Annotated in this window: 11 protein-coding genes; 8 read left to right on the plus strand and 3 right to left on the minus strand. The window is 65.2% G+C overall.

All coding sequences use genetic code 11. The features are described from left to right. Positions 1-138 precede the first annotated feature (138 nt). Positions 139-915: an enoyl-CoA hydratase gene (locus V8683_RS27150; RefSeq protein ID WP_411188394.1), complete on the minus strand. Its 777-nt coding sequence runs from the start codon at positions 913-915 to the stop codon at positions 139-141. 138 nt (positions 916-1,053) lie between these two features. On the opposite strand from V8683_RS27150, the gene paaN reads away from it, so the two are divergent. The 5 genes from paaN to paaK all read left to right on the plus strand — a co-directional run bounded on the left by paaN (position 1,054) and on the right by paaK (position 6,685). Beyond that, positions 1,054-2,754 carry a phenylacetic acid degradation protein PaaN gene (gene paaN / locus V8683_RS27155; RefSeq protein WP_411188393.1) on the plus strand — a complete coding sequence of 567 codons (1,701 nt, stop codon included), beginning with the start codon at positions 1,054-1,056 and terminating at the stop codon, positions 2,752-2,754. A gap of 97 nt (positions 2,755-2,851) precedes the next feature. Beyond that, positions 2,852-4,054, plus strand: coding sequence for a 3-oxoadipyl-CoA thiolase (pcaF, locus tag V8683_RS27160; RefSeq protein ID WP_411188392.1), 1,203 nt, complete (start codon positions 2,852-2,854; stop codon positions 4,052-4,054). 13 nt (positions 4,055-4,067) lie between these two features. Next, positions 4,068-4,859: a 2-(1,2-epoxy-1,2-dihydrophenyl)acetyl-CoA isomerase PaaG gene (paaG, locus tag V8683_RS27165; RefSeq protein WP_411188391.1), complete on the plus strand. Its 792-nt coding sequence runs from the start codon at positions 4,068-4,070 to the stop codon at positions 4,857-4,859. Between the two features lies 1 nt (position 4,860). Then, positions 4,861-5,322: a hydroxyphenylacetyl-CoA thioesterase PaaI gene (gene paaI / locus V8683_RS27170; protein WP_411188390.1), complete on the plus strand. Its 462-nt coding sequence runs from the start codon at positions 4,861-4,863 to the stop codon at positions 5,320-5,322. Between the two features lie 64 nt (positions 5,323-5,386). After that, positions 5,387-6,685, plus strand: coding sequence for a phenylacetate--CoA ligase PaaK (gene paaK / locus V8683_RS27175; protein ID WP_411188389.1), 1,299 nt, complete (start codon positions 5,387-5,389; stop codon positions 6,683-6,685). 115 nt (positions 6,686-6,800) lie between these two features. Here the strand turns inward: paaK and mltA are convergent, their stop codons facing one another. Together mltA and apaG are read right to left on the minus strand one after the other, a co-directional pair. Beyond that, a complete protein-coding gene (gene mltA / locus V8683_RS27180) occupies positions 6,801-8,081 on the minus strand; it encodes a murein transglycosylase A (RefSeq protein ID WP_411188388.1) in 1,281 nt (426 codons plus the stop codon). An 85-nt stretch (positions 8,082-8,166) separates the two neighbouring features. Then, positions 8,167-8,541: a Co2+/Mg2+ efflux protein ApaG gene (gene apaG / locus V8683_RS27185; RefSeq protein ID WP_324151371.1), complete on the minus strand. Its 375-nt coding sequence runs from the start codon at positions 8,539-8,541 to the stop codon at positions 8,167-8,169. Between the two features lie 302 nt (positions 8,542-8,843). Between apaG and rpe the strand changes: the two genes are divergently transcribed. The 3 genes from rpe to trpE all read left to right on the plus strand — a co-directional run bounded on the left by rpe (position 8,844) and on the right by trpE (position 12,199). Further along, positions 8,844-9,533: a ribulose-phosphate 3-epimerase gene (gene rpe / locus V8683_RS27190; protein WP_411188387.1), complete on the plus strand. Its 690-nt coding sequence runs from the start codon at positions 8,844-8,846 to the stop codon at positions 9,531-9,533. Further along, positions 9,530-10,237: a phosphoglycolate phosphatase gene (locus tag V8683_RS27195; protein ID WP_411188386.1), complete on the plus strand. Its 708-nt coding sequence runs from the start codon at positions 9,530-9,532 to the stop codon at positions 10,235-10,237. Before rpe ends, V8683_RS27195 begins: the two co-directional genes overlap by 4 nt. Positions 10,238-10,693: 456 nt before the next feature. Further along, positions 10,694-12,199, plus strand: a complete 1,506-nt coding sequence (gene trpE / locus V8683_RS27200; RefSeq protein ID WP_411188385.1) for an anthranilate synthase component I — start codon at positions 10,694-10,696, stop codon at positions 12,197-12,199. Positions 12,200-12,213 lie beyond the last annotated feature (14 nt).

Consider the following 12,213-nt stretch of genomic DNA (forward strand, 5'->3'; position numbering starts at 1 on the left):
GTTTCCCTCCGGCGGCCCCGCTGCCCGTACATCTGAACTGCGAAGGGGGCGAATCCTACCGCCCCTCCGCAGCATCACGCAAGGGGATACGAGAAAAATTTTGCCTGCCGCCAACTCGCAGCGACAGGCCCACCGGCGTCACTTGTTCTTGAAGGCCGGCTTGCGCTTCTCCATGAACGCGGCCATCCCCTCTTTTTGATCCTCTGTCGCAAAGAGCGAATGGAACATGCGGCGCTCGAAGTGCACCCCCTCCGCCAACGTAGTTTCGTAGGCGCGGTTCACCGACTCCTTCGCCATCATCACCGCTGGCAGCGAGTATTCGCTGATCGTGGCCGCCGCCGCAATCGCCTCGCTCAGCAAATCGGCAGCCGGAATCACGCGTGAGACAAGGCCGGCACGCTCAGCCTCGGCGGCATCCATCATCCGGGCGGTCAGACACAGATCCATTGCCTTCGCCTTCGAAACCGCGCGCGGCAGGCGCTGCGTTCCGCCCGCCCCGGGGATCACACCAAGCTTGATCTCCGGCTGGCCGAACTTCGCCGTATCCGCCGCAAAGATGATGTCGCACATCATCGCCAGTTCGCAGCCGCCGCCCAGCGCAAAGCCGGCGACCGCAGCAATGATCGGCTTGCGGATCGTGCGGATCGTCTCCCAGTTCCGCGTGATGTAGTCGCCCTTATAGACGTCCATGAAGGTGTAGCTCGCCATCATGCCGATATCGGCGCCGGCTGCGAACGCTTTTTCGCTGCCCGTGATGACGATCACGCCGATGCCCTCATCCGCGTCGAATGCCTTCAGCGCCGTGCCAAGCTCGTCCATCAGGGCATCGTTCAACGCGTTGAGCGCCTTCGGCCGGTTAAGCGTAATCAGGCCAACTTTGCCGCGTGTCTCGACCAGAATGTTCTCGTACCCCATACATCCTCCTTACCTCTAAGAAAAGTCCCCAAAAAAACTTTCACGCCAAACTTTGACTAATGCTAACATTTGCCAACCAACCGGTCGGTTAATTAATCGGCGCGGGTCTAGTCCAACCCCTCAATCTACGTTTGCCCCATGACACATCCCTTGTTTGCCCGGCACGAAAACGTGCTGCAGAAGGCGGTCGCCGCCATCGAGACTCGTGGTTACTGGAGCCCGTTTGCCGAAATGCCCAGTCCAAAAGTGTACGGGGAAACCGCCAGCGCCGACGGCGAAGCCGCGTTCAAGGGGCACCTGAACCGTACGTTCGAACTCGACCAGCCGACCACCAGTGAAACCGTAGGCAGTGAGGTCTCGCCGTTCGGCTTTGCAATCGGCGCCCGCTATCCGAAGGCGACGCCCGACCAGCTCATCGCTGCCGCGAGCGAGGCGCAGCGCAACTGGCGCGCTGCGGGCCCGCAGGCATGGGTGGGTGTCAGCCTCGAAATTCTCGAACGCCTGAATCGTGCGAGCTTCGAGATTGCCTATAGCGTCATGCACACCACCGGCCAGGCGTTCATGATGGCCTTCCAGGCAGGCGGCCCCCATGCGCAGGACCGTGCGCTCGAAGCTGTCGCGTACGCCTGGGACCAGTTGCGCCGCATCCCGGCCGACGCGCATTGGGAGAAGCCGCAGGGCAAGAACCCGCCGCTCGCCATGCAGAAGCGCTACACGGTCGTACCGCGCGGCACGGGCCTCGTGCTCGGCTGCTGCACGTTCCCGACCTGGAACGGCTACCCCGGGCTTTTTGCCGATCTCGCGACCGGCAACACCGTCATCGTCAAGCCGCATCCGGGCGCGATCCTTCCGCTCGCGATCACGGTGCGCATCGCACGCGATGTGCTGCGCGAGGCCGGCTTCGACCCGAACGTGATCACGCTGCTCGCCACCGATCCCAACGACGGCGCGCTCGTGCAGTCGCTCGCACTGCGCCCCGAGATCAAGCTCATCGATTTCACCGGCAGTACGCAAAACGGCGACTGGCTCGAACAGCACGCCCATCAGGCCCAGGTTTATACCGAGAAAGCGGGCGTCAACCAGATCGTGATCGATTCGGTGGACGATCCGAAGGCCGCAGCACGCAACATCGCCTTCTCGCTCTCGCTGTACTCGGGCCAGATGTGCACCGCACCGCAGAACATTTACGTCCCGCGTGACGGTATTCGTACGGCCGAAGGCCACATGAGCTTCGAGGCCGTCGCGCAGGCAATTAGCGGCGCCGTCCAGAAGTTCGTGGCCGATCCGGCCCGCGCCGTGGAAGTACTTGGCTCGATTCAGAACGAAAGCGTCACGGCACGCATCGACGAGGCACGCCAACTGGGCACGGTGCTGGCCGACAGCCAGACGCTCGAGCATCCGCAATTCCCCGGCGCACGCGTGCGCACACCGCTCGTGCTCTCGCTCGATGCCGCCCGCGACGCAGCATCGTTCACGCGCGAATGGTTCGGCCCGATCTCGTTCGTGATCGCCACCGACTCGACCGCGCAGTCGCTCGAGCTGGCCGGATCGATCGCCCACGACCACGGCGCGCTCACCCTCTCCGTCTACAGCACCGATGACGCCGTCATCGACGCGGCCCACGAAGCCTCGATCACTGGTGGCGTGGCGCTTTCGATCAACCTGACAGGCGGCGTGTTCGTCAATCAGTCGGCGGCGTTCTCGGACTTCCACGGCACGGGCGCGAACCCCGCTGCGAACGCAGCGCTGGCCGACGCCGCATTCGTGGCGAACCGCTTCCGTGTGGTTCAGAGCCGAGTCCATGTTGAACCGAAAGCGGCACCGGTCGTAGTCGGCTGAACGGCCTATGCCGTTTGGCCGAATGGCGCCCGATCCCCTGTCCCTCTAGCATGAAAGGCAGGGCGCACTTGCGCGCTCCGCCTCCAGGAACTCCGAGATGACCGAAGCCTATATCTGCGACGCGATTCGCACTCCGTTCGGCCGCTACGGCGGCGCACTGAAAGACGTCCGCGCGGACGACCTCGGCGCCGTGCCGATCCGCGCGCTCGTCGAACGCAACCCGGGTGTGGACTGGCGCGCGCTCGACGACGTCCTTTACGGCTGTGCAAACCAGGCCGGCGAAGACAACCGCAACGTCGCGCGCATGTCCGCCCTGCTCGCGGGCCTGCCAACGGACGCACCCGGCACCACGATCAACCGCCTGTGCGGCTCGAGCCTCGACGCCGTCGGCAGCGCGGCACGCGCGATCAAGGCGGGTGAAGCGCGACTCATGATCGCGGGCGGCGTGGAGAGCATGACGCGCGCACCTTTCGTCATGGGCAAGGCGGCTTCGGCATTCGCGCGCGACGCCAGCATCTACGACACCACCATCGGCTGGCGCTTCGTCAACCCATTGATGAAGCGCGAGTACGGTATCGATTCGATGCCGGAAACCGCCGAGAACGTCGCAGTCGAGTTCGGTATCAGCCGCGCCGACCAGGACGCCTTCGCGCTGCGCAGCCAGCAGAAGGCGGCCCGCGCGCAGAGGGACGGTACGCTCGCGCACGAAATCGTTCCGGTGGACATTGCGCAGAAGAAAGGCGATCCGATCCGCGTCGCGCTCGACGAACATCCGCGCGAAACGTCGCTGGAAACGCTCGCGAAGCTCAAGGGCGTCGTGCGCCCCGACGGCAGCGTGACGGCAGGCAACGCGTCGGGGGTCAACGACGGCGCCTGCGCACTGCTCATCGCCAACGAAGCCGCCGCCAGCCAGTACGGCCTGCGCCGCCGCGCCCGCGTGCTTGGCATGGCGACGGCCGGCGTTGCGCCGCGCATCATGGGCATGGGTCCGGCACCCGCTACGCAGAAGCTGCTGAAGCAGCTCGGCATGACGCTCGCGCAATTCGACGTCATCGAGCTGAACGAGGCTTTCGCGTCGCAAGGGCTCGCTGTGCTGCGCCAGCTCGGGCTGAAGGACGACGATGAGCGCGTCAATCCCAACGGCGGCGCGATCGCGCTCGGTCATCCGCTCGGGGCCTCCGGCGCGCGGCTCGTCACGACGGCGCTGTATCAGCTCGAGCGCACGCAAGGACGGTACGCGCTTTGCACGATGTGTATCGGCGTCGGTCAGGGTATTGCCCTCGCCATCGAACGAATCTGATCGGAGACAACCGATGTCCTACGAAGCGATCCGCGTCGAGACCGACGCCTCCACCGGCGTGGCAACGATCACGCTGAACCGCCCCGACAAACTCAACAGCTTCACCCGCGCAATGCACCGCGAACTCGCAGCCGCGCTCGACGAGGTCGTCGCCTCGGGCGCGCGTGCGCTCGTGCTGACCGGTGCCGGTCGCGGCTTCTGCGCAGGCCAGGACCTCGCCGATCTCGACTTCACGCCTGGCGCCATGACGGACCTCGGCACGCTGATCGCAGAGTATTTCAATCCACTGATCAAGCGCCTCCAGGCGCTGCCGATGCCCGTGATCGCCGCCGTCAACGGCACCGCAGCCGGCGCCGGCGCGAATCTGGCGCTTGCGTGCGACATCGTGCTCGCGGCACGGTCGGCCAGCTTCATCCAGGCCTTCGTGAAGATCGGCCTCGTACCCGACTCCGGCGGTACGTGGTTCCTGCCGAAGCGCGTGGGCATGGCGCGCGCCCTCGGCCTCGCGATGACTGGCGACAAGCTCCCTGCCGAAAAGGCCGAAAGCTGGGGCCTCGTCTGGCAGGTGACCGACGACGCCGAACTCGCCGCCACGGCCGCCGCATTCGCCGCGCAGCTCGCGAAGCAACCCACGCGCGCGATCGTGGCAACGCGCGAGGCAATGCGCGCATCGGCTTCCCGGACGCTCGACCAGCAGCTCGATCTCGAACGCGATCTGCAACGCGAACTCGGCGCCTCATACGACTACGCAGAAGGCGTGAAGGCGTTCATCGAAAAGCGCGCGCCGCGCTTCGAGGGCCGCTGATATGTCCACGCAAACGTCAACGCCCGCCGCCATGTCCCCGGACGAACTCGCACGCGCCACGGCGCAAGCCATGTACGACGCCGACGCTTGCAGCCGCGCGCTCGGCATGAAACTGCTCGAAGTGCGCGCGGGCTACGCGCGCCTCTCCATGGCCGTGCGGCCCGAGTTTCTGAACGGCCATCAGATCTGCCACGGCGGCCTGATCTTCACGCTGGCCGACTCGACTTTCGCGTTCGCCTGTAATTCGTACAACGTGAACACTGTCGCCGCCGGCTGCTCGATCGAATTCCTGCGCCCGGTCCAGCCCGACGACGTGCTCACGGCCGAAGCGATCGAACAAATTCTTTCGGGGCGCAACGGCGTCTACGACATCCGCGTAACGAACCGCGCGGGCGAGACCGTCGCGCTTTTCAGGGGCAAGTCCGCGCAAATTCGAGGCACCGTCATTCCGGTCGCGGAGTGAGCCGCGTCCGCCCGCTCGATTCCTCACGCCCTCACGTAACACACCCAAGATCCAGGAGACACCGATGACTACCACGCTGCCGCTCGAGCCGATCGAAACGGCGAGCCGCGACGAACTTGCGGCGCTTCAGCTCGAACGGCTGAAATGGTCGCTTAATCACGCTTACGAGAATTCGCCGGTCTACCGCCGCAAATTCGACGAAGCGGGCGTGCATCCGTCGCAGGTGCAGTCGCTCTCCGATCTCGCGCGCTTTCCGTTCACGACCAAGAAGGATCTGCGCGACAACTATCCGTTCGGGATGTTCGCCGTCCCGCAAGAACAGATCTCGCGCATTCACGCTTCGTCGGGCACCACGGGCAAGCCGACCGTGGTCGGCTACACGGCGCGCGATATCGACACCTGGGCGAATCTCGTCGCGCGTTCGGTGCGCGCTTCCGGCGCCCGGCGCGGCGACAAGGTCCACGTGAGCTACGGTTACGGGCTCTTCACCGGCGGCCTGGGCGCGCACTACGGCGCCGAGCGCGCCGGTCTCACCGTGATTCCGTTCGGCGGCGGTCAAACCGAAAAGCAGGTCCAACTGATCCAGGATTTCCGGCCCGACATCATCATGGTCACCCCGAGCTACATGCTCGCGATCGCCGACGAAATGGAGCGTCAGGGCATCGACCCGGCCAGTTGCTCGCTGCGCATCGGCATCTTCGGCGCCGAGCCCTGGACCAACGACATGCGCACCGCCATCGAGCATCGTATGGGCATCACCGCGGTCGACATCTACGGGCTTTCCGAAGTCATGGGTCCAGGCGTCGCCTCGGAGTGTGCCGAAACCAAGGACGGCCCCACGATCTGGGAAGATCATTTCTATCCCGAGATCATCGATCCGGAAACGGGCGAAGTGCTCCCCGACGGCGAGTTCGGCGAACTGGTGTTCACGTCGCTCACGAAAGAGGCGCTGCCGATCATCCGCTACCGCACGCGCGATCTCACGCGTCTCTTGCCCGGTACCGCGCGCACCATGCGCCGCATGGAAAAGATCACCGGGCGTTCGGACGACATGCTCATCATCCGCGGCGTGAACGTGTTCCCGACGCAGATCGAGGAGTTGCTGCTCAAGCAGCACGCGCTCGCGCCGCACTACCAGATCGTGCTCACGAAGGAAGGGCCGCTCGACGTAATGACGCTGAACGTCGAGCCGTGCCCGGAAAGCGCCCCCGACGGCGCCGCGCTCGAGAAAGCACGCGACGCGCTGGCCTACGAGATCAAGGCACTGATCGGCGTGACCGCCAGCGTGAACGTGCTCGACGTAAACGGCATCGAGCGGTCGGTGGGCAAAGCGAAGCGCGTGATCGACAAACGTCCGAAGTAATATCCAGCCGCCGCCCGGACGCGCTCTCCAGGGCGAAACCTGGACAAAGTGCGTACCAAACGAAAAAGCCGGCAAATCACCGGCTTTTTCACGTGCATCGAAGCACACGCCAATCTTACGAATTCGGGAACAGCAACCACATCCGGCCGCCCTGCTTCATCTTGCCGGCAAGGTCGCCCGCGTCGTCGCCAAGTCCCCAGAAGTAATCGGCGCGCACGCCGCCCTTGATCGCCGTTCCGGTGTCCTGGGCAAACACGAGACGGTTGAGCGGCGTATTCGTGAGCGGCCGCGTGGTCTGAAGAAAGACCGGCGTGCCGAGCGGGATCGACGACGGATCCACGGCAATCGAGCGCTCCGGCGTAAGCGGAACTCCAAGTGCGCCGATCGGACCATCGGCGCCACCCTGTTCCGCCCCCTCCGACCCCGGCATTTCGCGGAAAAAGACGAAACGCGGATTCGTATCGAGCAGCGCATCCACGCGCGTCGGGTTCTCCCGCGCCCAGGCCTTGATGCCCTGCATCGTCGCCTGCGCCGGCGTCAGCTCGCCGCGGTCGAGCAGCCATTTGCCGATCGACCGGTACGGCTGGTTGTTGGTCCCGCCAAAGCCCACCCGCATCACGCTGCCGTCTTCCATCGTGATGCGGCCCGAGCCTTGCACCTGCAGGAAGAACGCCTCGATCGGATCGTCCACCCACACCAGTTCGTTGCCGTCGAGCGCGCCAGAACGTTCGAGCTGCGCGCGCGGCGGCAGCGGGGTGCCCGCACGATAGCCCGACGGCCAGTGATAAAGCGCCGTCTGATAGATCCCGTGCCGCGTGCGCGAACCGCGCAGCAGCGGCTCGTAGTAGCCGGTCACGAGGCCGTCGAGCGTGCCATCGCTATTGGCGAACTGGTAGGGCGTGAAGTAGGTTTCGAAGAACGCGCGGGCAGCGGACGCGTCCAGGTCGTCAAGCTGCCCGGCTGCCGCGCAGGCGCGCTGCCAGCGCGGATCGCGTGCGAGACGCGAGCAGTTCGCACGCAGCGCCGCCGTCACGCCGATCAGCGAATCGTCCTGCCAGCCCGGCACCTGCTGCCAGGAGACCGGCGTGAGGCGCGCCGCCGCAATCTGGCCGGGCACCAACGGCGTTCCGGTGGGCGGCGCAGTCCGCACGTAGCTCGGGCCGCCGCACGCGGCAAGCAGTGCAGCCAATGCAATCGCACCGAGCCAGCCTGCCATGCGGCCGGCATGCAAACCTTGCCCACGCCTGAATCCGGGCATCGGCCCGGAAACATACCCCGAATCGCGCCTACAATGCTTGTTCTCGATGGATGCCGCCATGTCTGATCTGTTCGACGAATACCCGATGCTCATGTTTGGGCTGGAAGCGTTGCTCGCGCTATTCCTGTTGATTTTCATCGTTGTGTGGACCGCGTCGGGCAGGAAGAAGCGTGACCCGCACGACCGGCGTCAGGAGTAGCTGACTGCCAATGCGCGCCACGGTTCAATGCAGCGTGCGCGGCATGCGCAAAACGAACTCCGGCACGGGCGCCTCGAAGCGCCCGGCGTCCTCCGCCACGCAGAAATACTCGCCGCGCATGGTGCCCACGGGCGTCGCGATCACGGCCCAGCTCGTGTACTCGAACTGCTCGCCCGGCTTGAGCAGCGGCTGGTGCCCGACCACACCCAGCCCCTTCACTTCCTGTACGTGATTCTCGCTGTCGGTGATGACCCAGTGGCGGGCGATCAGTTGCGCGCTCACCTGTCCGGTATTACGAATGGTCAGCGTGTAGGCGAACGCGTACTGCCGACGCTCCGGGTCCGATTCTTCGGGCAGGTAGCGCACCTGCGACGTCACGCTGAATTCGTACTGGCTCATCCTGGTTCCGGTCGATAAGGCGGGCACGGCAAACGCCGCGAAGCCCCGCAAACCCGACGCACCAAGGCGGCGCAGGCGTCTCCCCCTGTCGGGCATATGGTTTCGCATTCTGCTTGATGCAGCGGGTGCCCGCAACCCGGCACGCATCGAGGAATCGCCCTGGAGTGCCCCTGTCCGGCATGCCGCCGGTCCGTGCCGCCGCGTCCGGCAAAGGCCGCCGGCCCGGCCGTGCGCAGCGCCGTCGGCGCCCCGCCAGCGGCGGTAAAATGGCGTTTTTCCGTCTATCTGCATCCGATTTCGCCATGACGCAATTCCGCATCGCCCCCAGCATTCTCTCCGCCGACTTCTCGCGCCTTGGCGAGGAAATCCGCAACGTGGTCGCGGCAGGCGCCGACTGGATCCACTTCGACGTGATGGACAACCATTACGTGCCGAACCTGACCATCGGGCCGCTCGTGTGCGAGGCGATCCGCCCGCACGTCGACGTGCCCATCGACGTCCACCTGATGGTGCGTCCGGTGGACCGTATCGTGCCCGACTTCGCCAAGGCGGGTGCGAACGTGATCAGTTTCCACCCGGAAGGCTCGGATCATATCGACCGTACGCTCTCGCTGATCCGCGACCACGGCTGCAAGGCCGGCCTCGTCTTCAACCCGGCCACGCCGCTCAACTACATCGATCACGTCATGGACAAGCTCGATCTCGTGCTGATCATGTCGGTGAATCCGGGCTTCGGCGGCCAGTCGTTCATTCCCGAGGCACTCAACAAGCTGCGCGAGGCGCGCGCGAAGCTCGACGCCTACCGCGAACGCACGGGCCGCGAGATTCATCTGGAGATCGACGGCGGCGTGAAGGTCGACAACATCGCAGAAATCGCGGCTGCAGGCGCGGATACGTTCGTCGCGGGTTCGGCGATCTTCGGCAAGCCCGACTACAAGGCCGTGATCGACCACATGCGAGCACAACTGGCGACGGTCGGCCAGCAGCAATGAATACGCCGATCACTTTCGCCGCGCCGCGCATCGAGGCGGCGCTGATCGACCTGGACGGCACGATGGTCGACACCGCCGACGACTTCGCGGCCGGTCTGAACGGCATGCTCGCCCAGTTCGACGCCGAGGAAACCACGCGCGAGGAAGTGATGGGCTATGTCGGCAAAGGCTCGGAGCACCTGATCAAGAGCGTGCTCGCGCCGCGCTTTGCCGCCGCCGAGGCCCAGTCCCGCTTCGAAGAGGCCCTCGCGCTCTACCAGGACGAGTACGCCAGGATCAACGGCCAGCACACGCGCCTCTACCCGGAAGTTGCAGAAGGCCTTGCCGCGCTGCGCGAGGCCGGCGTGAAGCTCGCCTGCGTGACGAACAAACCGCACCGCTTCGCCGTGGAGTTGCTGCAGCAGTATGGTCTCGCGCCGTACTTCGAAGTCGTGCTGGGCGGCGACAGCACGCCGCAAAAGAAGCCCGATCCGCTGCCGATGCTGACCGCCTGCGCCCAGCTCGGTGTGGCGCCCCAGTCGGCCGTCGCGATCGGCGATTCGGAGAACGACGCACTCGCGGGCCGCGCGGCCGGCATGGCCACGCTTACGGTGCCTTACGGCTACAATCACGGCCAACCTGTTCAAAATATCGAATCGGATGGTATAGTGGCCACGCTGCTCGACGCCGCCAAGGCGATCGCAGCGCACAATCACCTGACCTGAAAGTCTCTTTTCCTCATGTTTCTGAATAAAAAACGGAGTCTGAGCAGCATCGACCGGGGAGCTTGGCCCTGGCGTCGCTGGTCGCACTAACCTCTCCCGAGGTTTGCTGAGGTTTGCTCATGTTGAGTGAAAATTTGTCTTCAGCCCCGTTTTTTATGTCACTGCGCCTACGCGCGTGTCTCGTTTCCAAACTGTTGCGGTAACCCACCCGTCGGCTGACTGGCCGAGGTAATCCGTTGTCCTGCGTGTCGTTTCGCCTTACCCGGCGTGACGCGCGACGCAAGAACGGATCGCCGTGTCCAACGGCCGGGTAACATCCGCACATCGGCGCCCTGCCATCGGGGTACCGGGAACACGAGCGAGCGCCAGCGCAACCATGCACCCAACAGCCGCCATCGCGCTCACCGCCCGCGCCCTTTTCGAGCCGCGACCGGCCCGCACGAACAGGATCGGAACATGACCGAACTCGAATTCCAGTCCCTCGCCAACGAGGGCTACAACCGCATCCCGCTGATCGCCGAAGCGCTCGCCGATCTCGAAACGCCGCTCTCGCTGTACCTGAAGCTCGCGCAGCCCGAGCGCGGCGGCGCCAACTCGTTTCTGCTGGAGTCCGTGGTGGGCGGCGAGCGCTTCGGGCGCTACTCGTTCATCGGCTTGCCGGCCCGCACGCTGATCCGCGCCCGGAGCGGGCCGAAAGGCGGCGTGAGCGAAGTCGTCCGCGACGGCCAGGTGATCGAGACGCACGAAGGCGACCCGCTCGAATTCATCGCGCAGTTCCAGGCGCGCTTCAAGGTGGCGCAGCGCCCCGGCCTGCCGCGCTTCTGCGGCGGCCTCGCCGGTTACTTCGGCTATGACGCGGTGCGCTACATCGAGAAGAAGCTCGCCGACACCGCCCCGCCCGACGACCTCGGCCTGCCCGACATCCAGTTGCTCGTGACGGAGGAAGTGGCGGTCATCGACAATCTGGCGGGCAAGCTCTACCTGATCGTCTACGCCGATCCGCAGACGCCCGAGGCCTATACGAAAGCGAAGCAACGCCTGCGCGAACTGAAGCAGCGACTGCGCACGACGGTGCAGCCGCCCGTGACCTCGGCGAGTGTGCGCACCGAGATCTTCCGCGAGTTCAAGAAAGACGATTACCTCGCGGCCGTGCGCAAGGCGAAGGAATACATCGCCGCCGGCGAGCTGATGCAGGTACAGGTGGGCCAACGCCTCACAAAGCCGTATCGCGACAATCCGCTTTCGCTCTATCGCGCACTGCGCTCGCTGAATCCCTCGCCGTACATGTACTACTACAACTTCGGCGATTTCCACGTGGTGGGCGCCTCGCCGGAGATTCTCGTGCGCCAGGAGCAGCGCGGCGAAGACCGTATCGTGACGATCCGTCCGCTCGCGGGCACGCGGCCGCGCGGCAACACGCCCGAGCGCGACGCCGAGCTCGCCACCGAGCTGCTCAACGATCCGAAGGAAATCGCCGAGCACGTCATGCTGATCGACCTCGCGCGCAACGACGTGGGCCGCATTGCCGAAATCGGCTCGGTGACCGTGACCGACAAGATGGTCATCGAAAAGTATTCGCACGTTCAGCACATCGTGAGTTCGGTCGAGGGCAAGCTCAAGCCCGGCATGAACAACTACGACGTGCTGCGCGCGACATTCCCCGCCGGCACGCTATCCGGCGCGCCGAAGGTGCGCGCGATGGAACTGATCGACGAACTGGAGCCCGTGAAGCGCGGCCTCTACGGCGGCGCGGTCGGCTACCTGTCGTTCAACGGCGAGATGGATCTCGCCATCACGATCCGCACCGGCCTCATTTACAACGGCAATCTCTATGTGCAGGCCGCGGCGGGCATCGTCGCCGATTCGGTGCCCGAGTCGGAATGGCAGGAGACCGAAAACAAGGCGCGTGCCGTGCTGCGCGCCGCCGAGCAGGTGCAGGACGGCCTCGACAGCGACTTCTGAGCGGGAGAAAAGAC

Source organism: Paraburkholderia sp. AV2 (assembly GCF_054968425.1).